The organism is Sphaerisporangium flaviroseum, assembly GCF_039537005.1.
GTDB lineage: Bacteria > Actinomycetota > Actinomycetes > Streptosporangiales > Streptosporangiaceae > Sphaerisporangium > Sphaerisporangium flaviroseum.
In genome coordinates this window covers 83,105-108,047 of the sequence record NZ_BAAAZR010000006.1, presented here as the reverse complement: position 1 = coordinate 108,047, position 24,943 = coordinate 83,105, and the positions used below count along the sequence as shown (strand labels likewise).

Here is a 24,943-nt window from a genome sequence, read left to right as displayed (position 1 = left end):
GGCCGTCCGCGGACCGGTCAGCCGGTCCGGTAGCTCATGTGCTTGACGCCGTTGATGAAGTTCGAGAGGAGGTAGTCGGGTTCGCCGGTGGAGCGGATGGCCGGCAGCCGGGTGAACAGCTCGCGGAACATCACCGTCACCTCGCGCCGGGCCAGGTGCGCGCCCAGGCAGTAGTGCGGGCCGGGGCCGCCGAACCCGACATGGGGGTTGGGGCTGCGGGTGATGTCGAAGGTGTCGGGGTCGGCGAACACCGTCTCGTCACGGTTGGCGGAATTGTAGAACAGCAGGACCTTGTCCCCCTTCTTGTACGCCTGCCCGTTCATCTCGTAGTCCTGGGTGAGCGTGCGGCGGAACTGGATCACCGGGGTCGAGCACCGGATGATCTCCTCCACCGCGCCGGGGATGTGGGTCTCGAAGTCGCCCAGCAGCAGTTCCCGCTGCTCGGGGTTGTCGGTGAAGAACTTCAGGCCGTGGGAGATGGCGTTGCGCGTGGTCTCGCTGCCCGCGACGACCAGGAGGATGAAGAACGACCCGAGTTCCTGCGAGGTGAGGTGCTCCTCGCCGTTCACCAGCAAGCTGGTCAGGTCGGCCGTGGGGTTGCCGCGCCGCTCCCGGCCGAGCCGGCGTGCCAGGGTGCTGAGCTCGTGCCCGGCACGGAGCAGCTTCACCAGGCCCTTGGCCACGTTCCACCGCGTGATGTCGGGGCGGATGCCGGTGTACTCGGCGTCCGCGTTGCCGAGGACGACGTTCGTGTTCCGCAACACCATGTCATGATATTTCGGCGGAACGCCCATCATGTCGCAGATGACCTGGACGGGGAGCCGGGCGGCGATCTGGAGGACGAAGTCCCCCGGACCCTCGGAGATCGCCCGGTCGACGATCTCGCGCGCCGCCCGGGCGAGGTCCTCCTCCATCTTCGCCAGAATCCTGGGGGTGAAGGCACGCGAGACGATCCTTCTGAGCCTCGCGTGCCGGGGGTCGTCCATATTGATCATCGAGCCGAAGTAGACCGCCAGCCATCTCGGCATGTCCGGAATGCTGTTGGAGGTGGGCTCGCTGCTGAACACGCCGGCGTTGCGGCTCGCCTCGCTCACGTCGGCGTGCCGCACCAGCGCGTAGAACCCGGGTCCGTGGCCGATGAAGGGAATGTGGTTCTCTTTCATGAAGACCGGCCGGTCGAGCCGCCTGAGCCGCCTGAAGGCGTCGTTCCGCTCGGCCTGGGGCAGCCCCCAGAAGGGGATCTCGGAGAGATCGATGTCAGTCGCGTCTATCGTCATCCCGGACGCACCTCCGGCCTTCATGGTTTAGAAAGTGACCACTTACGTCAAGAGGCCCGGAGAAGATCCGCCGCCTTTTCGGCGATCATGATGGCCGGGGCGTGGGTGTGCCCGCGGTTGAGCGTCGGCATGACCGAGGCGTCCACCACGCGCAGCCCCGGGACGCCGATGACGCGAAGCGAGGGGTCGACCACGGCGTCGTCGTCGATGCCCATCTTGCAGGTGCCCACCGGGTGGTAGAGCGTCTCGCTGTGCTCGCGCACGTACCGGGCCAGCTCCTCGTCGGTCTCCGCGCCCTCGTACGGCTTCATCGGCTCGCCCGTGTACGGCCTGAACGCCTCGGTCGCGAACACCTCCTGGGCCTTCTTCAGCCCCGCCACCAGCCGTCGCACATCGGCCTCCGCGGTCAGGTAGCAGGGGTCGATCGTCACCTCGCCGTCCGCGCCCAGCGTGATCCGCCCCCGGCTCTCCGGCTGCAGCAGGATGGTGCCGATCGTGATGCCGTGCCCGGGCGGCGGCGTCATCCCGTGGTCGACGAACGGCGCGGGCGCGAACAGCAGCTCGATGTCGGGGGCGGGCTCGTCGGGGCCGGTCCTGATGAACGCGACCGCCTCGCCGACGTTGGAGGTCAGCGGGCCGGTACGGCGGAACAAATAGCGCGCGAGGTTGCCGACCGACTCCGCCGAGGCCAGGGTGACCGGTTCGGGGCAGTACATCATGACTGCCGAGGCCAGGTGGTCCATGAGGTTGCGCCCCACCCCCGGCAGCTCGTGCCGCGGCTCGACGCCCGCGGCGCGCAGGTCGTCCGGGTCACCGATCCCCGACAGCAGCAGCAGATGCGGCGACCCGATCGCCCCCGCCGACACGATCACCTCCCTGGCCGCCGTCACGCGCCGCCCCTCGCCGTACTCGACGCCGGTGGCCCGGCCCTCCTCGTCGAACAGGATCCTGCGGGCCTGCGCGGCGGTGAGCACGGTCAGGTTGGGGCGGCCCATCGCGGGCCGCAGGTACGCGTCGGCCGCGCTCCACCTCCGGCCGCGGTCCTGGGTGACCGGGGTCTGCGAGTAGCCCTCGTTGGAGGGGCCGTTGAGCTCGTCCAGCCGGGTGAGCCCGATCTCCTCGCAGGCACGCAGGAACGCCTTGGTCGTCACGTTGGGGGCGCGCAGGTCGGAGATGTAGATGGGGCCGTCCGTGCCGTACACGTCGCCCTGGTTGGAGCCGACCCGGCGCTCGGAGCGCTTGAAGTACGGCAGGACCTCGTCGTAGGACCAGCCGGGCAGGTTCCAGCCGTCGTAGTCGGCGCGGTGGCCGCGTACCCACATCTGGGCGTTGATGGACGAGGATCCGCCGAGGGTCCTGCCCCGCGGCCAGTAGAGCTCGCGCCCGAACATCTCCGTCTGCTTGGCGGTGCTGAAGTTCCAGTCATAGGGGGACTTGAACAGCTTCGAGAAGCCGGCGGGGATGCGGATCTCCTTCTTGCGGTCGGCGCCGCCCGCTTCCAGCAGGGCCACCCGCACCGAGGGGTCCGCCGAGAGCCTGTTGGCGAGGACGCAACCCGCCGAACCGGCTCCGACGATGACGTAGTCGTATTCCATTGATGCCTCCGGGGGATGGTCAGCAACCAATCACGTACTTACGCCGGTTCTGGGGCCACGTCCACGCTCGTTACCGATTAGTAGCTGTCGGCTGCCAAGATGACGCCAACCGGAGGGGCCGGTGACCTCGGTCACGGGCCTCGAACGGAGGCAGCCTGCCCCAGCGAGGAGGAACCATCCATGCTCAACCTGTCGGTCGTCCTGGAGGACAGCGCCCGGGAGCGTCCCGACCGTACAGCCGTGGTGTTCGGTGAGGTACGGATGCCGTACTCCCTGGTCGACATCCTGGCGAACCAGGTGGCGAACCTCCTGGCGTCCCGGGGCATCGGCAAGGGCGACAAGGTGGCACTGGCGTGCCCGAACCTGCCGTACTTCCCGTTCGTCTACTTCGGCATCCTGAAGGCCGGCGCCACGGTCGTCCCGCTGAACGTGCTGCTGCAACAGCGGGAGATCGCCTATCACCTGCGCGACTCCGAGGCCAAGGCGCTGTTCTGCTTCGAGGGCGGCCCCGAACTCCCGCTCGGGGCACGCGGCCACGCGGCGTTCCGTGAGGCCGTCCCGGAAGGCGACCCGCACGCCGCCGACTTCTTCCTGCTGCCCGCCACCGCCTTCGCCACCGACTCCCCCATCGAGGGCGCCCAGTCGCTGTGGAGCGCGCTCGACGGCCAGCCCAGCGAGTTCGAGACCGTGGCCACCGCGCCGGACGACACGGCGGTGATCCTCTACACCAGCGGCACCACCGGGCAGCCCAAGGGCGCGGAGCTGAGCCACCAGAACATGCTCATGAACGCGATCGTCTCCGACGAGATGTTCGAGGTCACGGGGAACGACGTGTACCTCGCGACGCTCCCGCTCTTCCACTCGTTCGGCCAGACCGTCATCATGAACGCCGGCTTCCGCCGCAGGGCGACCCTGGTGCTGATGCCGCGCTTCGAGCCGGCGGGCGCCCTGGCGCTGATGCGCGACGAGGGCGTCACGCTGTTCGCGGGCGTCCCGACGATGTACTGGGCCATGCTCACCTCGATCCACGCCGACGGCGCCGAGGTGCCCGTCACCCTGCGGACCGCGGCCGCGGGCGGCGCCTCGCTGCCCGTCGAGGTGCTCAAGGACTTCGAGAGGACCTTCAGCGTGCCGGTCCTCGAGGGGTACGGCCTGTCGGAGACCTCGCCGGTGGCCAGCTTCAACCAGCCGGGCAGGCCCGCCAAGCCCGGCACGATCGGCACCCCGGTCTGGGGCGTGGAGATGAAGCTGGTCGACACCGACTGGACGACCATCGAGGGTGAGGGACCCGGCGAGATCGCGATCCGCGGGCACAACGTGATGAAGGGGTACTACAACCGGCCCGACGCCACCGCCGAGGTCATGAGCGACGGCTGGTTCCGCACCGGCGACATCGCCACCCGGGACGCCGACGGCTACTACTCCATCATCGACCGGGCCAAGGACCTGATCATCCGTGGTGGGTTCAACGTCTACCCGCGTGAGCTGGAAGAGGTCCTCATGACCCACGAGGCGGTCTCGCTGGCCGCCGTCGTCGGCGTCGCGCACGAGTCGCACGGCGAGGAGATCAAGGCGTACGTCATCCGGAAGGCGGGCGCGGCGCTCACCGAGGAGGCCCTGATCGACTGGTGCAAGGAGAACATGGCGGCCTACAAGTACCCGCGCCTGGTGGAGTTCCGCGAGTCCTTCCCGATGACAGCGAGCGGCAAGATCCTCAAGCGCGAGCTCCGCTGACACGCTCCCCTGGGTGACCCCGCATGGCGCGCGGGGCCACCCAGGTTCCCGCGATCTGCCACCGTCGAACTCCGTCAAATAGGGCAAAACTACGAGAGGCCGGTCAAGGAGCCCGGGGCTAGCAACTGGAGGCGATGCCATGGACGTTCGCGAGCAGATGCGGCGGGTCCCGGACTTCGACAGGTTTCCCAGCGTGGACGAGATGCACGCCGAGCTTGACGAACTCGCCGCCCGCCACCCCGGCCTCGTACGGCTGCGCTCCATCGGCACCTCGCGGCTGGGCGAGCCGCTGCGGGCGCTCACCCTCGGGTCAGGACCACGCGACGCCCTCGTCATCGGCGGCCCGCACCCCAACGAGCCGATCGGCTCGCTCACCGTCAGCCAGCTCATCCGGCGGCTGTGCGAGGACGCGGAGCTTCGGGACTCGCTGGGCTACCGCTGGCACCTGATCCCGTGCGTGGACCCGGACGGCGCGCGCCTCAACGAGGGGTGGTACGCCGGCCCGGGCGACCGCCGCCACTACGCCCGGCACTTCTACCGGCCGGCCTGGAACGACCAGGTCGAGTGGACCTTCCCGCTCACCGGGGACGGCTACTCCTTCCACGGCAGCCTGCCGGAGACCGAGGCGCTGATGCGGCTCATGGACGAGGTGCGGCCCTCGTTCGTCTACTCCCTGCACAACGGGGAGTACAGCGGCGCGTACTACTACGTGAACCGCCACGACCCCGACCTGGCGGCGCGGCTGATCGAGCTGCCGGGCTGGGAAGGCATCCCGATGCACCATGGCGAGCCGGAGCTACCCGGCGCCATCGCCATCGCCCCAGCCGTCTACCTCACCCCGGGTGGCGCGGGGCAGGCCAAGCAGTTCGGCGCAGGAGGCGGCAGCGCGGACTACGCGGCCAGGTTCGGCGCGCTGCACCTGATCACCGAGCTCCCCTACTGGGCGGACGAGCGGATCTCCGACACGACTCCGACCGCGACCCCCTACGGTGACGTGCTGAAAACCGGGCTCGCCGCCCAGGGGGAGTTGCTCGACGTCCTGCGGTCCGCCATGGACTCGGTGCGGCGCGACCTCACCGTCTACTCGCCGTTCCGCCGCTCGGCCGAGGACATGTTCGACACCTACCGGAAGTTCGCCGACGGCTGGGAGGACCTGCCCGGCGCCGACCGGCCCGCGACCGTGGCCGAGCTGTTCGGCAACCGGCAGACGCTCCACATGCGCCGCCTCCGCTTCGCCGGGACGCTGTGCCGCATGCTGGACGCCGAGGCCGCCGCGGGCAACCTCACTCCGGCCGTCCGCGAGCAGCGCGCCCGGCTGCGCGAGCTGTTCGAAGGCTGGTGCGACGAGGCGGAAGCCGAGTCCGCGGGGCGTCCGATCCCCATCCGGAAACTGGTCGCCGTCCAGCTCGCCGCCGCGCTGGTCACCGCGGAACACGCGCGCGGCTGAGCGGACGTACAGCGGACGTACAGGTGTGCCGAGCCAGTGCGGGCCGCGCCGACGTACGCGAGTGCGTGCGGCGGGCCGCCGGATGAGAAACGGCGCCCCGCCGGCGGGGCAGGCGGGGCGCCCATGGTTCGGACCTTGCGGGGCGCTGGTCGGATCGCCCGGCGTCCGGCTCGAGCGAAGCCGGGCGGCCGATCAGCTTGGGCTCAGGTCAGGGCCAGTCGCGCGAGGGGCGCAGGGAGACGCCGGACTCGCCGTTCGGGCCCAGCTTGACGCCCAGCACCTGGTGGAGCTGGACCTTGTTGCGCTCGAATCCGACGACGCAGCCGGCCATGTAGAGCCGCCATACCCGCGCCGTGCCCTGGCCGACCTCCTGGACCGCCTCGTCCCAGTGGTCGTCGAGGTTGGCGCACCACTTCACGAGGGTCTTGGCGTAGTGCTCCCGGAGGTTCTCCTCGTGCCGGATCTCGAACCCGATGTCCTCCATCTCGCGGACGAGGTGGCCGACGGACTCCAGCTCCCCGTCGGGGAAGACGTACCGGTTGATGAAGCCGCCCTTGTTGATGGTCCGCTCTGTGCCGGTGGGCCGGGTGATGCAGTGGTTGAGCAGCCGCCCGCCCGGCTTGAGCTTGCCGTAGAGGAACCGGAAGTAGCCGGGGAGCTGGTTCTTGCCGATGTGCTCGGTCAGGCCGATCGAGCTGACCGCGTCGAAGCCCTCCTCGGTGACGTCGCGGTAGTCGAGATGGCGCACCTCGGCGAGCTCGGAGAGCCCGGCCTCGGCGATCGCCTTCTGCGCCCACTCGGCCTGCTGGCGCGACAGCGTGACCCCGAGGACCTTCACGCCGTACTGCTTGGCGGCGTGCACCACCATGCCGCCCCAGCCACAGCCGACGTCGAGCAGGCGCATGCCCGGCTTGAGGTCGAGCTTCTTGGCGACGAGGTCGAACTTGGCGTACTGCGCCTCCTCCAGCGACGAGCCGTCCTCCGGGAACACCGCGCAGGTGTAGGCCATGGACGGGCCGAGCACCCACTCGTAGAACCGGTTGGAGACGTCGTAGTGGTGGTGGATCGCCTCGGCGTCACGCTGCTTGGCGTGCCGGCTGCCGAGCTTGGCGAGCGTGCTGTGGCGGACCTCCTGGGGTGGTGGAGGGACGCGCATCAGCAACGGCTTCGGTCCCAGCGACCGGGCGACGGAGATCTTCTCCTTCAACGGCAGGTCGTCGAGGGTGAGCCGCGCCATCTCCGACAGCAGGGTGTACATGTCCCCGTGCACGTCGATGTGGCCCCCGATGTAGGCCCTGGCGAGCCCCATCTCCCCAGGGGACTGAGCCAGGTAGGCGACCGCTATCGGGGTCTTCACCTCGATACGGACGGCCGCCTCCGACGGCCCGGCCTTGCTGCCGTCGTACGCGGCGAACTCGACGTTCGCCTCGGGCCCAACGATCTTTCCGAAGATCTGGGCTAGTGTCATCTGATCAACCTCCTCAACGCCCCCGTACGCACTTGTCATAGAGGTCGAGCAACCGCCCTCCCGGGTCGTAGGCCCGTTTGACCGGCCAGTAGGCGTCCCCGTTGTAGAGACGCCAGAACTCCTCACGGGGGTAGAACGATGTCGAATACAGGGACTTGTGGCCGCCCAGCTCGTGCACGGAGTGCTCGATGAGCCGGTTGTGGTAACCGTCGAACTGTCCGCGTGGCAGGGCGACCATGCCCCAGAACCCGAAGTTCACGTAGAGCTTGCCCGGCTCCAGCGGGTAGACCGGCCACTCTCCGGTGGCCTTCAGCGGGCACATCCAGACCGGCGTCATGCCGACCTTGTCATGGAAGAACTCCAGGAAGTCGGCGCCGTTGTCCACCGGCACCTCGACGTCCTGGATGACCGACTCGTGGACCGGGTTGTTCCGCCACCGATCGACCCGGGCCGTCACGCCGTACTTCTGGTCGAGCCCGACGAGCTTGCGGTAGACGTCGGAGCGCAACCAGCGCCGCGGCATCAGCGAGCGGACGAGCGGCTGCTGCACCCCGAACGCCCGTGAGCACCAGAACCAGTCGGTGTCCCAGCGCCAGAGGTAGTCGCGGACGGTCAGCCAGTCGCGGGTGCGGGTGCGGATCGACTGGTAGTAGATGCGCATCCCGGTGTAGTCGGAGGCGTACGGCGCCCGTTCGGCGAACTGTCCGACGGTGATGTACATCTCGCCGGGGTCGAAGAACGTGCCGTCGATGAAGTCGATCTTCTCGCCGTCGTACTCCCCGCTGTCGCAGATCTCCTGCATCGCCAGCATGCACTTGCCGGCGTCGGAGAAGGGGATGTGCGTCAGCCGGACGAACGGCTGGACGGGCAGCAGCTTGATGCGCAGCCGCAGAGCGTACCCGAGGGTGCCGTAGGAGTTGGGGAACGCATTGAACAGGTCGCGGTGCTCGTTGTCCTGCCGGGCGACCACGATGCGGCCGTCACCGGTGAGGATCTCCATCTCCTCGACCGACTCGTGCGGCAACCCGTGCCGGAAGCTGGAGGACTCGATGCCGAGCCCGGTGACCGCCCCGCCAAGGGTGATCGTCTTCAGCTGCGGCACGACGTACGGCATCAGTCCGGACGGCAGCGTGGCATCCACGAGCCGCTCGTATGTCGTCATACCCTGGACCTCGGCGGTCCTGGTCTCCGGGTCGACCTGGATCACCTTGTCGAGGTCCCGTGCGGACAGTTTGGCCACCTTGCCTGCCTCGCGGAAGCGGAACAGGTTGGTGGTCGGCTTCGACAGCCGCGGGGAGGCACCCTCGGGGAGTGCGGTGTAGGACTCCCTGATCTGCTCGACGGCCCTTCGATGAGCTGTCATTTGGGCGGTCGTCCTCACCGTGCGATCTGGCATGCCACCACCCCCTAGTACTAAGTGTGTGGAGATCGACGCTAGAACGCTATCTCCTGAGTTGACCACCGACCAGAGTAGACACGTTAAACCCGCGCAAACTCAGGGCCCCCCGTCAAACCGGTGTCACGCAGGGGTTAGCGTCATGTTGCCGGGTGACCGGAGATCGATTCCATCCGCTCAGCACCAAGCGTTTGCTTGCCCACGTGATGCCGTCTATCGTCGGCATCGCACCTAGGGAGATACCGATGAGTCAGAACGGCGGTCCCCTGGCCGGGGTACGCGTGCTCGAACTGGCCGGTCTCGCGCCAGGGCCCTTCGCGGGCATGATGCTCGCCGACCACGGCGCCGAGGTCCTGCGCGTCGACCGGGTGAGCGCGGTCGCCAAGAGCGGCGACCGCCCTCGTACGGACGTCATGGATCGCGGCAAGCGGACCATCGGGCTCGACCTGAAATCACCCGAGGGAGTGGCCGCCTTCAAGGAACTCGCCGCCAACGCCGACGTGGTGATCGAGGTGTTCCGTCCCGGGGTCGCCGAGCGGCTCGGCATAGGTCCCGACGACCTCCACGAGGTCAACGAGCGGCTCATCTACGGCCGGATGACCGGCTGGGGCCAGGACGGCCCGCTCGCGCCCACCGCCGGGCACGACATCGACTACATCGCGATGGCCGGCGTGCTGTCGCTGCTCGGCCGCGAGGGCGACAAGCCCACTCCCCCCATCAACATCCTCGGCGACTTCGCCGGCGGCGGCCTGATGCTGGCGTACGGCGTGCTGCTCGCCCTGATCGAGCGCGGGCGCACCGGACGCGGCAAGGTGATAGACGCCGCGATGGTGGACGGGGCCGCCATCCTGTTCGCGATGTTCTGCCACAGCGCGCAGAGCGGCCTGTGGGGCCCCCGCGGCACCAACCTGCTCGACACGGGCGCGCCGATGTACGACACGTACGAGACCGCCGACGGACGCCACCTCGCGGTCGGCGCCCTGGAGCCCGCCTTCTGGGCCGAACTGCTCGCCAGGACCGGGCTCACGGACCTGCCCAGCCGGGACGACCGCGCCAACTGGCCGGAGATCCGCGACCGGCTCGCGGCGACGTTCAAGTCCAAGACCCGTGCGGAGTGGGAGGAGATCTTCGAGGGGTCCGACGCGTGCGTCTCACCCGTGCTCGACATGGGCGAGGCGGCCCGGCACCCGCACAACACCGCGAGAGGGACGTTCGTCGAGGTCGGCGGCGTCACCCAGCCCGCACCCGCGCCCCGTCTGATCGGCAGCGACCGTGGCGATCTCGCCCAGGCCACCCGCCTGCACGACCTCACCTCATGGGGCATACCGGACGCCCGCGCCAAGACCCTCCGCGACGCCGGAGTCCTCGCCTGATGAGCCCCATGCGGGGTGCGGCCCGCATGAGAGGAGCGATCTGACCTCCCAGCCCACCACCCTGCCCGCTCGTGTGGCGCGACCGGCCGGGCGCTCTTCCCTCAGGAGCGGCTCATGCTTGATCACCAGCCTCCCGTCCACCGGATCGACCTCCTCGACGGCGACCTGTACGCCGCGGACCCCCGTCCCACGTACGCCTGGCTGCGGGCCAACGCCCCCGTCTACTTCGACGAGGTCAACCAGCTGTGGGGCATCTCCCGTCACGCCGACGTCTGCGCCATCGAGCGCGATCCCCAGCTGTGGTCGAGCACGGGAGGCTACCGGCCGCAGCTTCCCTCCGACCCCTCGATGATCGGGCTGGACGACCCCGAGCACGCCGAGCGGCGGCGCCTGGTCTACCGCCGCTTCACCCCCCGCTACGTGAGCGAGCGGTACGCCGAGCGGGTGAGACAGGTGGTCACCGAGCTGATCGACAAGGCGCTGGACGCCGGGACGGTGGACGCGGTGCCCGCCCTGGCCGCGCCGCTGCCCGCCCGGATGATCGGCTGGCTGCTGGGCTTCCCCGACGAGGACTGGCCCAGGCTGATGCACTGGTCGGAGACCACCATCGTCGCCGGCGGCGGCCTGCGGTACGTCACCCATGACGCGGCGGTCGCGGCGGGCGAGTTCGGCCTGGCGGTGCAGGACATGGCGGCCGAACGGCGCGAGTGCCCCCGGGACGACCTGCTGTCGCTGTGGTCGGCCCAGGCGTCCTACGACGACGAGCACCTGGCCAGCGAGGCGCTGCTCCTGCTCGACGGCGGGGCCGAGACCACCCGGACCGTCATCGCCACCTCCATCGACGCCCTGATCCGCCACCCCGCCCAGTGGGCCCTGCTGCGCGAATCGCCCGAACTGATGGACAACGCGATCGAGGAGTTCATCCGCTGGACCACCCCGGTGCTGAACATGTGCAGAGCCGCGACGACCGACACCGTGTTCGGCGGACAGCGGATCGCGAAGGGCATGCAGGTGCTGCTGATGTACGGCTCGGCCAACCAGGACGAGGCGGTGTTCACCGACCCGAACACCTTCGACGTGACCCGGCCGGCGGGCCGGCACATCGCCTTCGGGCTCGGTACCCACTTCTGCCTGGGAGCGTCGCTCGCCCGGTTGGAGCTGAAGATCTTCTTCGAGGAGTTCGTCAAACGCGTCGGCTCAGCCTCCTGGGCCGACGACCAGGGACCGCGGATCCTGAAGAACTCCTTCGTCAGAGGCATAACCTCCTTCCCCCTGACCCTCCACCCCCGCTGACCCCCGACCACGGCACGGTGCCGCTGGTGCGATGTTCGTCTCGTGACGGCGCTAGGCCTGGGTGCGCTCTCTGCCGTGGCCCGCCGGGATGGGGCTGTGACCGGGGAGTACGGCAAGGTAGAGATCGACGCCCGCTCGGTGGTGGACCTCCAGGTCGGTGGTGAAGGCCCGCGCAGGAACCCCACCACCCTCGGTGTGCCTCCACACCTGCTGCCACGCCTCGATCAACGCCTGGGGCATCGGGCCGTGCGCCTCGACCTTGAGCGACTGCACCCCCGGCACGCGCACCGCGACCATGCCCTCCGGCAGCCCCGCCGCCGTGCGGACCGCCACTCCCACGATCTGCGTGTACGCGCCCTGGTGACCGCTCTCGTAGTCGATCAGCACGGCGTACAGGTTCTCGTCGACGCGCCCCGGCACGTGGGCGAAGGCTCCTGGCGCTCCGGCCCGAGCCCACAAGCCTGGCAACTGCGCTCGTGAGGGGTCGGCCTCGGCCGCGTTGGTGGTGCGCACGGCGTGACCGACGACAAGCACCTCCGGACGTTCAACGATGATCATATCGCCTCCAACTCCAGGTCCGCCCCGTCCCCCTACTCGATCGCGCCGTCAATGTATCCGCACTGGACGATCGCCGTCTCGATCATCGCGCACAGAGAAACGGAGAGGGATGACCGATGGTCTCAATCAAGGACATATCGCCCAGCTGGCCTGGGAAATCCTATTGTTCACCATGAATCGCATAGGCTGAACCAACGTGCGATATCTCAACGATCAGGCCCCGATCTACGACCTGACCTACAGCGACGTGTTCATGGTTCCCTCGCGGTCGGCCGTCGGCTCACGGCTCGCCGTAGACCTGTCCAGCGGTGACGGCACCGGCACCACGATTCCCATCGTCGTCGCGAACATGACCGCGGTGGCCGGCCGTCGTATGGCCGAGACCATCGCCAGGCGCGGCGGGATCACCGTCATCCCGCAGGACATCCCCATGGACGTCGTCGCCGACGTGATCGACTGGGTGAAGAAGCGGGACCTGGTCCACGACACGCCCATCACCCTCACGGCCCACGAAACCGTCGGCGAGGCGCTGAACCTCCTGCCCAAGCGGGCGCACGGCGCCGTCATCGTGGTCGACTGGGAGAACCGGCCGATCGGCGTCGTCACCGACGCCGACTGCCATGGGGTCGACATGTTCACCCAGCTCTCTCAGGTGATGTCGGTGTCGCCGATGACCATCCCCGCCGGCACGGACCCGCGCGCGGCCTTCGAGATGCTGCACAGCGGGCGGCACCGGCTCGCCCCCGTCGTGGACGAGGAAGGACGGCTGGTCGGCGTCCTCACCCGCACGGGCGCGCTCCGCGCCACGCTGTACGACCCCGCGGTCGACGCCCAGGGACGCCTTCGCATCGCCGCCGCCGTCGGCATCAACGGCGACGTCGTGGCCAAGGCCAAGGAACTGCTGGAAGCCGGGGTCGACTGCCTCGTCGTCGACACCGCGCACGGCCACCAGGAGAAGATGCTCTCCGTCCTTTCGGCCGTACGGGCCCTGGACCCGGGCGTGCCCGTGGCGGGGGGGAACGTCGTGACCGCCGCCGGCGTACGGGACCTCGTCGAGGCGGGCGCCGACATCGTCAAGGTGGGGGTCGGGCCCGGCGCCATGTGCACCACCAGGATGATGACCGGGGTCGGCCGGCCGCAGTTCTCCGCCGTCCTCGAATGCGCCGCCGAAGCTCACAGGCTGGGCCGGCACGTGTGGGCCGACGGCGGGGTACGCCACCCCCGCGACGTCGCCCTGGCGCTCGCGGCCGGCGCCTCCAACGTGATGATCGGATCCTGGTTCGCGGGCACGTACGAGTCGCCTGGGGACGCGCACACCGACGCCAACGGGCGCCTGTACAAGGAGAACTTCGGCATGGCCTCCGCACGGGCCGTACGACTCCGCACCGCCGAGGACACTCCCTTCGACAGAGCACGCAAGGCGCTGTTCGAGGAAGGGATCTCGACCTCGCGGATGTACCTCGACCCCGTCAGGCCGAGCGTCGAGGATCAGATCGACGCGATCGTCGCCGGCCTGCGATCGTCCCTCACGTACGCGGGCGCCACCACACTCGAGGAGTTCCACGAAAAGGCCGTCATCGGCATCCAAAGCTCCTCCGGCTACTCAGAAGGCCTCCCCCTACACCAAAGCTGGTAACACCCCCCACCCACACCCGGCCCACCGACACCCGGCGACACCCACACCTATACCGCCGCCTCACCCCGGCCTCCCTCCGGTCGGACACGACGGCCCGCCCAGGCGCCATCACGGCCCCTGGTCAGGGGTCGCCGATCGCGGGTCACGGTTCCCAGGCGGTCGGCCGTCGGCCGCGGGCGCGCCTTCCTTGTTCGTCGCCGTGGTGTCGTTGTAGTCGGCGCCGATGCGGTGAGGTGGGGTACGGCGAGGGCGGCGCCGGCGTACGGCGGGTGGCCTGTTGACCTTCGCGGCGGCTTCTGAGGGCCTCGGGTGCGCATGCCTTACACAATGGCTCGCTACCGCCCACAGTCCCAGAACTCATCCGAAATCACGCTACTAACACAAAACTGGTAAGAACTCATCAGGCAAGAGCCCGTTCCAACTGGACACGAGCTCGTCGCTGCATCGAAGCTCATAACCTCATCAACACCCGGGGCTCATCGAGCCGCCCGGAAGGCACGTCACCGCGAACACTGCTGCGTGACAACTCGCCTATGCCGGGTAGGCCGGAACCTCAGGTAACCCCCCTAACCGCGGAGGCGGAATCCCCCCATGATTGGTTCGTCACCCGGGCTGACCCCACCTCCCGCCGTCGACAGACGGCTCCTGGTCAGCTATGACAATTACCCGGCCGCGCAGCGCGCCGTGGACACCCTCTCGGACTCCGGATATCCCGTCCACAACGTCGCCATCGTCGGCAGCGACCTGCGCATGGAGGAGACGGTCACCGGACGGCTGACCAACGCGCGGGCGGCCCTCTCGGGCGCCATCAGCGGTGCCGTCTTCGGACTGGTCGTGGGCCTGTTCCTCGGGCTGTTCACTACGACCACCGCCTCCTTCTTCGCGCTCGTCGTGTGGGCCTTGCTGTGGGGCGCCGTGATGGGCGCCGCTTTCGGGTTCGTCAGCCACGCGTTCAAGGGCGGTACGCGGGACTTCACCTCGCGCAGCCTGATCGTCGCCGGCCGGTACGACGTGCTCGTACCGGCGTCCGCGCTGGACGAAGCGCTCGCCGTGCTCGAAGGCGGCAACCGCCCCGCCGACACCGTCGTGGTCGCGCGTCCTCCGTCCAGCGGCCCGCTCCCGACCCCGAACGCGACCCTCCCCCACCACCCCTCTCCCAGTACCCCACCCTCGACCCCGGACAGCGCCGACACCCCATCCACCGAAAGCGCCACCCCATCCGCATCCAGCGGGGGCACTTCCACGTCGACCGGCACCGACACCCCCTCCCCATCGACCGGCCCCACCGGCGCTTCCACGTCCACCGGCCCCAGCGGCACTTCCACGTCCACCGGCACCACCGGCGCTTCCACGTCGACCGACACCGACACCCCCTCCCCATCCACCGGCCCCACCGGCGCTTCCACGTCCACCGGCACCGACGCTCCCTCCACGTCCGCCGAGACCGGCACCGCTCCGCCCTCCGGCTCCGGCCCGGCATCATCTCCGTCCCCCGGTGCCAGTGCCAGTGCCACCACCTTCAAGGCCACCGGCGCGACCTCCTCACAGGCTGAGCCGAAGCAGGCCGGTACCGAACCAGTGGGCCCTGCCCCCGTCAGCACCGACCCGGCAGGCCGCACATCCGCCGATGCCGAGCCGGTCTCGGACGGCCCCGGTTCCGCCGCCGGTCCCGGTTCCTCCGCAGGCCCCGGTTCCTCCGCCGGGGCCGGTTCCTCCGCCGGGGCCGATGCCGACACCATTTTCGTCGCCGCACCCGACCCCGACGCCGTGTCCGACGCCGACAGGGCGAGCACCGGCACATCCGAGGCCAGCGGTTCAGGCTCCGGCTCGGCCGACACCAGCCGGACCAGCGTTGGACGCAGCACCAAGCGCTCCAGCACGGTGAGGCGGGCCGCCACGCGCGCCGAGGCCATGGAGGAGGCGACCGTCGCCATCCCCATGTCCTCCGTACGCGCTGCCACGGCGGTCCCCGCGCCCGAACGCATCATGTCCGACTCCCCCGTCGCCGGACCCGCCGCATCCCAGCCCGACGCCGGACCCGGCACATCCGAGCCCGACATCACCGGGTCGTCCACGTCCACGCCGCTCGGCAGCGAGGCGGTGACCTCCGAGCCGGTTGGCACCTCAGCTGACGCCAAGCCCACGAGGTCGGCCCGCTCGAGCCGGACCGCCAAGGCGAAGACCACGACCGGCGACCCGTCCGCCGACGTCACGCCGAAGGCGGCTCCTCCCAGGCGCCGGACCACCAAGGCCAAGCCTCCGGCATCGGACACCGCGTCCGGTTCCGCGATCGTGCCCGAGCCCGCGACCTCGGACTCCGTCCCTCCCCTGTCCACGGCCGGCTCCTCGACCGACGCGTCCGCTGCGGTCGCCGAGCCCACCGCGTACGAGCCGGCCACGTCGGCGTCTACGGCCGTGGACCCCGCCGAGCCGGCGGCCGGCGCGGACACGTCCAGCACCCCGGCAGCGGCGAAGCCCGCTCGGACGAGGCGTACCACGACCCGGACCACCAAGCCGAAGACGGTCACCTCGCAACCATCGGCAGCCGAGTCCACCGACCCCGGTCCTGTCACCGACTCCGGTCCGGCCACCGATCCCGGTCCGGCTGTCGACTCCGGTCCTGGCACCGACCCCGGTCCTGCCGCCGACAGTGAGGACACGCCTCCGAAGCCGTGATCAGCTCATGCCGGGCTCACCGGTGATCGCGGATACCTGACCTCGCCTCCCTGCGGAGGACGCCGCGACACCGGTTCCCCGGCCGTTCAGTCGGCTCGGCAGCCGCGAACCGACGACGTCGCCATGGGCCTCCAGGGATACCGATGGTGTGGGTGGACATCCCAGGGTGGGAGGACACCCTTACGTGGGTGGACACCGATTGGCGGGTGGACACCATGGGGTGGGAGGACACCTTTACGTGGGTGGACACCGATTGGCGGGTGGACACCCATTGGTGGGTGGACACCATGGGGTGGGACGGCACAGAGCAGGGCGTGACGGGCAGAGGGGTACGAGGGCGTCTACCAGCACACGCTTGTTGGAGAGATCACATAATGCGCCCTCGCCGCCCGCTCGTCGCCCAGACCCCGTAGAGTCGTTCGGTCGGCCGGAGAGCGGCTGATACCCAGTTCAGGGCACATCCCATCCCACGCAGGGATGCGCATTCCAATCAAGGAGCACACGTGGCACTCGAGAAGCCCGAGATCGACTTTCCGGAGGGCGACGCGCCGGCGGATCTCGAGATCGTAGACATCACCGTTGGGGACGGCGAGGAGGCCAAGCCGGGGCACATGGTGAACGTGCACTACGTCGGCGTGGCGTTCTCCACCGGTGAGGAGTTCGACGCGTCGTGGAACCGCGGTGACTCCTTCCAGTTCCCGCTGGGTGCCGGTCGCGTCATCGCGGGCTGGGACCAGGGCGTCGCGGGGATGCGGGTCGGCGGCCGTCGCCGGCTCACGATCCCGCCCCACCTCGGTTACGGCAACCGTGGCGCCGGCAACGCCATCAAGCCGGGCGAGACGTTGATCTTCGTGGTCGACCTCCTCGGCCTGAGCTGATCCCAGATCCGCTGACCGGGCAGCCCGTGGCCCCACGACTGCTGGGGCCACGACCACCCTTGGTCGCACATCCGCCGCCACATGTCCGACGTGACCGAGATACCGGGCAGGTGGCGCCACGACCACCCTTGGTCGCACATCCGCCGCCACGTGTCCGTTGTGGCCTGATACCGGGCGTTCGTCCCCCATCTCACCCATATCGCGACCTGCGGCAGCGCGCCCGGCGCTGAACTGGCACGATGAGAGCTGTGTTGCTCATCGACCTCGCCCGTACCTCGGCCGCCGTCGCGGCGGACTCGGCCCGCCTCGCCAAGATCCGGCACCTCGCCGAGTTGCTGAGCAGGGTCGAGCCGGCAGAGGCCGAGATCGCCGTGGCGTACCTCTCGGGTGAGCTTCCCCAGCGCCAGATCGGCGTGGGCTGGCGTACTCTCCAGGATCTCCCCGAGCCTCGCCAGATAGCCAGCGCCAGCCTCAGCCAGGTCGACGATCTGCTCACCCGCATCAAGGCCCAGACCGGGCCCGGTTCCCAGGCCGCCAGAAAAGACCTGGTGTACGAGCTGTTCCGCTCGGTGACCCGCCAGGAGCAGTCCTTCCTCCTCCGCCTGCTGGGAGGCGAGCTACGGCAGGGCGCCCTGAACGGAGTGATGATCGAGGCTGTCGCCAAGGCGGCGGCGACGCCCGCGGCCGAGGTGCGGCGTGCCCTCACCCTGCGGGGCTGGCTGCCCGCGGTGGGCGCCGCGGCCCTGACCGGCGGCGTGGAGGCTCTGCGGGCGTTCCACCTCGAAGTCGGGCAGCCCGTCTCTCCCATGCTGGCCCAGAGCGCTCCGAACGTCACGGCGGCCCTGGAGAAGCTGGGCGGCGGCGCCGTCGCCCTGGAGTGGAAGCTCGACGGGGTGCGCGTGCAGGCCCACCGCTCCGGCTCCTCGGTCAGCGTGTTCACCCGGACCCTCGACGACATCACGGCCCAGGTCCCCGAGCTGGTCGAGGCCGTGCTCGGGCTGAGCGCCGACGACATCGTGCTCGACGGAGAGGTGATCGCACTCCGGCCGGACGGCCGTCCCGAGCCGTTCCAGGTCACCGCCGGACGGGTGGCGAGCAAGATCGATATTTCGCGGCTGCGGGAGACGACACCGCTGAGCGTGTTCTTCTTCGACGCGCTGCGCGTGGGCGGTGTGGACCTGCTCGACCTGCCCGACAGCGAGCGTCACGCGGCGCTGGTGGCGGCCGTGCCCGCCGAGTTGCTGACCCCGCGCCTGGTCACCGCCGACCCCGAGGAAGGCATGACGTTCTTCGCCGACGTCCTCCGGCGGGGGCACGAAGGCGTGGTGATGAAGTCACCCGCCACGCCGTACGCGGCGGGAAGGCGCGGCGCGGGCTGGATCAAGGTCAAGCCCCGTCACACCCTCGATCTCGTCGTGCTCGCCGCCGAGTGGGGGCACGGGCGGCGCCAGGGCAAGCTCTCGAACCTGCATCTGGGCGCGCGCGACCCGGAGTCGGGCGACTTCGTGATGCTCGGCAAGACGTTCAAGGGCCTCACCGACGAGCTACTTACCTGGCAGACCGAGAGGTTCCTCGCACTGGCGGACGGGCCGAGCGACGAGTGGGTCGTCAAGGTACGGCCCGAACTGGTGGTCGAGGTCGCCTTCGACGGGGTCCAGCGTTCACCGCGCTACCCGGGCGGCATGGCATTGAGGTTCGCCCGCGTGCTGCGCTATCGCCCGGACAAGCGCGCCGAGGACGCCGACACCGTCGCCTCGGTCCGCGACCTCCTCTACTGACCGCCGCATCCACGGCCGAAGTAGTCGCCTGTCAACACCACAAGGCCAATGCCGACCGGCCGGCTCCATCCCGAAGTGGCGATGTTCGTCAACGCTCCCGCGGCCACGGCGAGAACGGCGGAGAGCCCGGCCAACAGGCCGTGACGGGCGAACCTGCCCCGCATATCAGCCACCTCGCCAGGCCACGGACGGTGATCGGCATCTGCCTGACCGCAAGTTGAGAATGCCTTACCAACGGGGTCCCGCCTAGAGGCGTGGCGTCATCGAGGGCTATGGGCGCGCCTCGTCGACCGCCCTGCGAACGTTCCGGCCGCCGTCTTGGGCGATCACCTTGAGTGTGACTTAAGTCACTTTGCGTGCACTTTGCTCACTTTGCTCCCTATTTGTCCGTTATCGTGCTGGACATTGCGAAGTGGGCGTTTTATTCCTACTGCGTAATTGGGACGGTCGGTCGGCACTCCCCGGTGCCGCCCTCGCTTCCCCGTGCGAGCCGTCCTGTGTCCTTGCCGCCTATCTAGGACCGTGATTCCCCTTGGGCCTGCACGCCTCCCCCAGCCGTTGGCACCAGAAGGTTCTTCCCCGTGTACTCCCGGCCGCCAAGCGGCACTGGACCTCCGCCGTCGTCGTGACCGCCGTGGTGGCGGCCTCGTCGGCGGGGGCCTGGGCGATGACGGCCGGCGATGAGCCCCCGCCCGTCACCGCGGGTGCCGCCCTCAGCGCGGCGAGCCGTACGATCCCCAGCCCTTTCACGGCCCGCACGACGAACGACGCGATCAACACTGCGAACCGCTTCGGTTCGGCCGCTCCCCGACTTTCGGCCCCTCCCTCCGCGCCCGCCCCCGTACGGGAAACGAAAGCCGCCGACGCCAAGCGGTCCCCCGAGAAAGAGGCGGCGACCGCGGCTGCGACCGCGCCTGAGAAGCCGTCTGAGCCGAAGAAGGCCGAGAAGAAGCGCAGCACCCAGCGGAAGGTCATCTCCTCAGGCCGGTGCGGAGCGTCGTTCTACGACGAGGGCCAGATGACGGCCAACGGTGAGCGGTTCGACCCGAACGCGATGACGGCGGCTCACAAGACGCTCCCCATGGGGAGCAAAGTGCGGGTGACCAATCCTCGCAACGGCAGAGTCGTGACCGTCCGCATCAACGACCGCGGACCCTTCATCGCGGGTCGCTGCCTGGACCTGTCACGCGCCGCCTTCAACGCCATCGGAAGCCTGAGCACCGGCGCCATGACCGTGAAGTACGACGTCTTCGCCAAGTAGCGACCGTCTGCCCGGAGGAGCCGCCGGCCCGTCCGGCGGCACTCCAGACCTGGGCCACAGGTCAGACGGACGGTCTCGGCGGTCGAGAGGTGGGTTACTTGATGAGGCGGACGGTCAGCGGGTAGCGGAAGTGGGTGTCACCGACCACGGCGACCGTGGCGACGACACCGAGGACGAACGCCGCTATCCAGATGAACGGGATGAGGATGATCCCGATGATGGTGAACGGCAGCAGCATGGTCGCGCCGAGCACTGTCAGGTGGAAGTTGAGCGACTCCACCGCATGGTGACGGACGTAGGGCGAGTTCTTTCCCGCGGTCAGCAGCATGATCAAGGGGCCGATGAAGGACAGGCCGCAGAGCGGAAGCAGGTGAGCGGCGGCGGCGGCGACGCGGTCGGAACCCGTCACCGGTCCTGCGTAGCGCGTTTCCCGTGCTGGTAGCGGTTGGTGCAGGTGCGGCATCGGCCGCACGGGGTACAGGTCGCGCATGATCGGCACGAAGTCGGCATGGGTGCGCGCCGTCATCGCGAGGTGAAGCCGCTCGTCGAACTCCCCCTTGTCGAGCCGGCCTTCGGCATAGGCGGCGGTGACGTGCTCCACCACCTGGTCGCGATCATGGTTGGTCACTCGAAGCTGAGGGTGAGGCGTCGGCCCCCACCCTCCGACGGACGGTGTCGCCAAAGGTCTCACTACCCCTGCCATTGGTGGTCGCACCCTTTCACTGGAGCTGTCGTCTTTTCATTCTTGGCCTTACGACGACAGGGGTCTATCCGGAACATCCCCGACACGACCCCGATGTGGCCCGGAGCCCCCCATTTGTCGGCTCCTCCGGGTATACAAGGGATATGGGATGGCGAGATCGCTATGGACTTCGTCGGCTGCGTGGCCCGAAGATCGCTAAGTTCGACCGTGAAGCCAACGACGGCGACATCGAGGCGTTGATCGCCTTTGCCAAGTCGCGGCGTGGCGTGGAGTTCTACGTCGAGCCTGAAACCTTCGCCACCGACACCACAGCCGTGGCCGTGGCACATGACGGCGAGTGGACCCGCCGGAGGGTCGGCTCGCCTGCCGTCATCATCAAGGTGGCGAGGAACCTGGCTCTCCCGGTGTACGACGTCCAGCTCACCGGCTACCCGGGCAGGATGCGCGCCTACAACGAACGCCGCCGCGACAGCCCCACCCTCGACTAACCCACCCCTCCTGGCCCCCACCCTCGACCAACCCACCCACCAAGCCAGGCCACCCCTCCTGGCCCCACCCTCGACCAACCCACCCACCAAGCCAGGCCGCCCTTCCTAGCCCTCACGCGCCGAGGAAGGCCGCTCCTCCCGGCCCTCACCCTCCTCTAACCCAGCCACCCCGGCGAGGCCACCTCTCCCGCCCCCTCGACTAACCCACCCACCCGGGCCACCTCTCCCAGCCTCACCCTCGACCAACCCCCCTTCCCAGCCATGCCGCTCCTCCTAAGGGCGTGTATCGGAGGTGGATCAAGTCGTGGTGACGAGCTCGATGAGCTGCCGGGCGGTGCCGGCAGGATCGATGATCTGATGGAGGTGCGCGCCGGGCAGGTGTGCCACGCGCCAGCCGCGTTCGCGCGCTTCGACGGACAGGTCGTCATACGGAGGGCCGAACAGCAAATAGGAGCAGGGATGGTCGTCCCAGCCGTCGGGGACCGGAATCTGCTGCTCGTAGTAGGACAGCGGCAGGGTGGGCTGCTCCTCGATGACTGTCTGCCGCACCGTCGGATCGGTGAACATGGGTGCGATGTCTGCCTCGTCCCACCAGTCGGTCCAGCGCGGCAGCCTGCCGTTCACCGCCATCGGGCGGAGAAACTCCAGCAACTCGGTTGGGGCGACGGGGGTCGCTCCGCTCCGGGCCGGTAGTGCGGCATCGACGAAGATCGAGTTGGTGACCCGATGGGCCAGACCGGAGCGGATCACGGGGAGAAACAAGCCCGCATTGCTGTGCGCCACCAACGTGACGGGGTTGTGGGCAGGGACCTGCCGGAGGTCGTCGCGGACGGCGTTGACGACGCGAGGCCAGAAGGGCGGAGCGCCGGCGCCTATGTGCAGAAGGGACGGCACCCGTACCTGGTATCCCGCCGCCGTCAGGTGTTCGGCCACAGGGCGCCACGTCGACGGACCCACGGATGGACTGTGCACGAGAACGAAGATCGACTGCATGCGACGATCCTGTCGCCCACGCCATCGAAGGCGCGACCATCTTGGCCGACAGCAGAACGCTCCGCGCGGTAACAAGCCCATGCGCTGGCACAACACGACCCGCTCACAACCATCAGGTTGATGACCGCGACCAGCACGGTGGCTCGTCACAGCAGAACGCTCCGCGCGGTAACAAGCCCATGCGCTGGCACAACACGGCCGTTCACGACCATCGCGTTGATGACCGCGACCAGCACGGTGGCTCGTCGCAGATCGTGAGTGCGTGGCTCATCGGGTGAGCAGGGTGTGGTCGTCGAGGAGGCTCAGCATGGGATGTAGCCATTCCATCTTGGGTGGGCCCATGCTCGCGTCCAGTTCCTCCGGGGTGGGCATGCGCCGGCGCAGGATCTCGGGACTGACGAGTGCCCGGAGACCACGGGCGAGCAGATTGGCCATGGAGTAGGACGGGTCGGCCGCCAGCGCGCGCTCGACGGCGATGCCCGCCAATGCGCAGTCGCCGCGTCGCCAGGCCGCAGCGCTCAGCAGCGATGCGACAGGAGGAACGAACGAGGGCTCCAGCCTTCGGGTGAGGTCGGCCCACAGGGCGATGTGGGTGTCCTGTGTGTCGTCGTCCATAAGCGTCCACGCCTCGTCGCGGACCCGGACCACGGCGAGATCGACCCCGAGCCGGGCGGCTTCGTGGTCGGGCAGTCGCCCACGACCGTGGAACCTCTCAACGGATCGGCGCACACGGGCCAGGCCCTCGGCGACGAACTCGCCGGGGACCTGGTCTGGGTCGGGCGTGCCGATGAGCCGTGCGCGCACGTCGGCTGCCACCAGCCGGGTCGCCTCACGCATTTTGGCCCGCGCCCCTCCTTGGACCGGCGCGACCGACCGCTCAAGGGTCTCGCGATCGGGCAGCGCGACCAGCCCTCCGATCGTGGCCCGTGCCGCCACCTCCCCCGCCACCGCGTCGTAGGGCCGGCCCTCAGGCGGGCAGCACTCAAGCTGGTTGCACACGTACGACCAGTAGCGGGAGCCCTCCGCGCGGAGCGCTTCTATGACACCGATGCCCGCGTCGGTGAGCAACCGTACGGCCTCGTCGATGGCCGGAGTCACGAGCGTCCCCTCGCCGAACCCGGCAAGGATCGTGTGGGTGACCTCCTCGCGCCGGAGCAGCGGCACCAGCTGGTCGAGCGCTCCGGGCGGGAACGGCAGATCCCACCGGGTGGTGACCCTCAGCCTGCCACGAGCGCCTCTGCCCGCGAACGCGATGACGACAAGGCTGTCGGCTGGATGAAAGCCGAGCAGATAGGGCACGGCTCCGAGGATGTCGTCGGGGGAGGTGAGAAGAATCGATGATGGCGTCATGGGCGCCAAGCATCACGCAACGGCGACCGGCCGATCACAGAGAGCGATGTTCTGTGGAAAACCCATCGACCATCGTTCAGCTTGTGAACGGATCAGTGAACGCCCGCAGGAGCGGAAGACGGAATGCGGGTATGCGAATCGGAGGTGAAGCCTCCGGCCGTGTGCGACCCCGGATACAACCTCCCGGCCACTCCAACGTGCACGTCAGAGTTCACCGGCACGATCCCGATCACAAGGCGGTCTGATCCTGGGTGGGGTGGTGGGGGGCGAGGCGGGTGCGGACCATGATGGTGGCGCCGGCGACGGCGGCGGGCATGGCGAAGACCGCGCCGAAGGGGATCAGGAAGATCAGGAACACCAGCACGCCGAACCCGAGTGCCGGCGACCTGTCACCGCGAAGTATGGCGAAACGCTGCTTGCGCGCGAGGCCACGGCGCTCCATGGCGAGCGTGGTCAGCTCCACCGTGAGAAAGAACCCGGACACGGCGGCGCCGAGCACCGGCACCACCGTCTGCCCGATCACCGGTACGAAGCCCAGGATGAACAGCGGGATCGTGAATAACAGCACGTACCCGAGGGTGATCAGGCTGTCCCGCACGGACCGGATGATCGACCGCCAGACCGGGATGTCGGCCGCCTTGCGTACCCCGCCCATGTCCTCTTCGACGTGCTCGGAGAGCTTCTCGTAGAAGGGTTCCCCGATCAGCAGCGTGACGGCCGTGAACGTGATGACGGCCAGCACGAGGCCGAGCCCGAAGATGACGATGCCCAGGAGGAAGCGCAGGGCGTCGCGGGCGCCGGAGCTCCAGCCGTCGGCGAACGGAGTCACCCAGGCCGCGAGATCGCCGGCGTAGGTGCCCAGCAGCACCAGGGCGACGATGTAGAGCGCCAGCGCGATGAGCGCGGGGATGAGCCCGAAGAGCCACTGGCGCGGGTGCCGGGCGACCCAGCCGAGCCCTTGGAAGAAGTATTTGATCCCGTCGGCGAAGCCACCGATCCCACGTCGGGTGGGCTGGCCCATGCTGTTCATGCCCGGCAG

The 24,943-nt window shown here is 69.0% G+C and carries 19 protein-coding genes; 10 read left to right on the top strand and 9 right to left on the bottom strand.

Annotation, left to right across the window (positions count from 1 at the left end):
- Nucleotides 1-17: 17 nt before the first annotated feature.
- On the bottom strand, nt 18-1,277 hold the full coding sequence (locus tag ABD810_RS14960) for a cytochrome P450 (RefSeq protein ID WP_344939350.1): 1,260 nt from the start codon (nt 1,275-1,277) through the stop codon (nt 18-20).
- A gap of 47 nt (nt 1,278-1,324) precedes the next feature.
- Nucleotides 1,325-2,872, bottom strand: coding sequence for a GMC family oxidoreductase (locus ABD810_RS14955; protein ID WP_344939347.1), 1,548 nt, complete (start codon nt 2,870-2,872; stop codon nt 1,325-1,327).
- A 180-nt stretch (nt 2,873-3,052) separates the two neighbouring features.
- Between ABD810_RS14955 and ABD810_RS14950 the strand changes: the two genes are divergently transcribed.
- Nucleotides 3,053-4,606, top strand: a complete 1,554-nt coding sequence (locus tag ABD810_RS14950; protein WP_344939345.1) for a long-chain-fatty-acid--CoA ligase — start codon at nt 3,053-3,055, stop codon at nt 4,604-4,606.
- Between the two features lie 139 nt (nt 4,607-4,745).
- Nucleotides 4,746-6,053: a M14 family zinc carboxypeptidase gene (locus ABD810_RS14945; protein WP_344939343.1), complete on the top strand. Its 1,308-nt coding sequence runs from the start codon at nt 4,746-4,748 to the stop codon at nt 6,051-6,053.
- A 208-nt stretch (nt 6,054-6,261) separates the two neighbouring features.
- On the opposite strand, the gene ABD810_RS14940 is transcribed toward ABD810_RS14945, so the two are convergent.
- Complete coding sequence (locus ABD810_RS14940; RefSeq protein WP_344939341.1) at nt 6,262-7,521, bottom strand: class I SAM-dependent methyltransferase; 1,260 nt, start codon at nt 7,519-7,521, stop codon at nt 6,262-6,264.
- A 13-nt stretch (nt 7,522-7,534) separates the two neighbouring features.
- Nucleotides 7,535-8,884: an FAD-binding oxidoreductase gene (locus tag ABD810_RS14935; protein ID WP_344939339.1), complete on the bottom strand. Its 1,350-nt coding sequence runs from the start codon at nt 8,882-8,884 to the stop codon at nt 7,535-7,537.
- A 278-nt stretch (nt 8,885-9,162) separates the two neighbouring features.
- Here ABD810_RS14935 and ABD810_RS14930 point away from each other — a divergent pair, with 278 nt between their 5' ends.
- Together ABD810_RS14930 and ABD810_RS14925 are read left to right on the top strand one after the other, a co-directional pair.
- On the top strand, nt 9,163-10,290 hold the full coding sequence (locus tag ABD810_RS14930) for a CaiB/BaiF CoA transferase family protein (protein WP_344939337.1): 1,128 nt from the start codon (nt 9,163-9,165) through the stop codon (nt 10,288-10,290).
- 114 nt (nt 10,291-10,404) lie between these two features.
- Nucleotides 10,405-11,583, top strand: coding sequence for a cytochrome P450 (locus ABD810_RS14925; protein ID WP_344939335.1), 1,179 nt, complete (start codon nt 10,405-10,407; stop codon nt 11,581-11,583).
- Between the two features lie 51 nt (nt 11,584-11,634).
- Here the strand turns inward: ABD810_RS14925 and ABD810_RS14920 are convergent, their stop codons facing one another.
- Nucleotides 11,635-12,141 (bottom strand): GyrI-like domain-containing protein, encoded by a 507-nt coding sequence (locus ABD810_RS14920; RefSeq protein ID WP_344939333.1) that lies wholly within the window; start codon nt 12,139-12,141, stop codon nt 11,635-11,637.
- A gap of 196 nt (nt 12,142-12,337) precedes the next feature.
- On the opposite strand from ABD810_RS14920, the gene ABD810_RS14915 reads away from it, so the two are divergent.
- From ABD810_RS14915 to ABD810_RS14895, 5 genes are all read left to right on the top strand, one after another.
- Nucleotides 12,338-13,777 carry a GuaB1 family IMP dehydrogenase-related protein gene (locus tag ABD810_RS14915; RefSeq protein ID WP_344939331.1) on the top strand — a complete coding sequence of 480 codons (1,440 nt, stop codon included), beginning with the start codon at nt 12,338-12,340 and terminating at the stop codon, nt 13,775-13,777.
- Nucleotides 13,778-14,368: 591 nt separating this feature from the next.
- On the top strand, nt 14,369-16,453 hold the full coding sequence (locus ABD810_RS14910) for a general stress protein (RefSeq protein WP_344939329.1): 2,085 nt from the start codon (nt 14,369-14,371) through the stop codon (nt 16,451-16,453).
- Nucleotides 16,454-16,956: 503 nt separating this feature from the next.
- Nucleotides 16,957-17,331 (top strand): FKBP-type peptidyl-prolyl cis-trans isomerase, encoded by a 375-nt coding sequence (locus tag ABD810_RS14905; RefSeq protein ID WP_344939327.1) that lies wholly within the window; start codon nt 16,957-16,959, stop codon nt 17,329-17,331.
- Between the two features lie 239 nt (nt 17,332-17,570).
- Nucleotides 17,571-19,109 carry an ATP-dependent DNA ligase gene (locus ABD810_RS14900; protein ID WP_344939325.1) on the top strand — a complete coding sequence of 513 codons (1,539 nt, stop codon included), beginning with the start codon at nt 17,571-17,573 and terminating at the stop codon, nt 19,107-19,109.
- A 532-nt stretch (nt 19,110-19,641) separates the two neighbouring features.
- On the top strand, nt 19,642-20,370 hold the full coding sequence (locus tag ABD810_RS14895; protein ID WP_344939321.1) for a septal ring lytic transglycosylase RlpA family protein: 729 nt from the start codon (nt 19,642-19,644) through the stop codon (nt 20,368-20,370).
- A gap of 94 nt (nt 20,371-20,464) precedes the next feature.
- Here ABD810_RS14895 and ABD810_RS14890 read toward each other — a convergent pair whose 3' ends face one another.
- Nucleotides 20,465-20,998, bottom strand: a complete 534-nt coding sequence (locus ABD810_RS14890) for a magnetosome magnetite crystal formation protein family (protein ID WP_344939318.1) — start codon at nt 20,996-20,998, stop codon at nt 20,465-20,467.
- 218 nt (nt 20,999-21,216) lie between these two features.
- On the opposite strand from ABD810_RS14890, the gene ABD810_RS14885 reads away from it, so the two are divergent.
- Complete coding sequence (locus ABD810_RS14885) at nt 21,217-21,561, top strand: hypothetical protein (RefSeq protein ID WP_344939315.1); 345 nt, start codon at nt 21,217-21,219, stop codon at nt 21,559-21,561.
- 297 nt (nt 21,562-21,858) lie between these two features.
- Here ABD810_RS14885 and ABD810_RS14880 read toward each other — a convergent pair whose 3' ends face one another.
- From ABD810_RS14880 to ABD810_RS14870, 3 genes are all read right to left on the bottom strand, one after another.
- The gene (locus tag ABD810_RS14880; protein ID WP_344939312.1) at nt 21,859-22,554 is read right to left on the bottom strand and encodes a lipase family protein; all 696 of its coding nucleotides are present in this window, start codon (nt 22,552-22,554) and stop codon (nt 21,859-21,861) included.
- Between the two features lie 267 nt (nt 22,555-22,821).
- The gene (locus ABD810_RS14875; RefSeq protein ID WP_344939309.1) at nt 22,822-23,904 is read right to left on the bottom strand and encodes a DUF4192 domain-containing protein; all 1,083 of its coding nucleotides are present in this window, start codon (nt 23,902-23,904) and stop codon (nt 22,822-22,824) included.
- A gap of 229 nt (nt 23,905-24,133) precedes the next feature.
- Nucleotides 24,134-24,925 (bottom strand): EI24 domain-containing protein, encoded by a 792-nt coding sequence (locus ABD810_RS14870; protein WP_344939306.1) that lies wholly within the window; start codon nt 24,923-24,925, stop codon nt 24,134-24,136.
- Nucleotides 24,926-24,943: the final 18 nt, after the last annotated feature.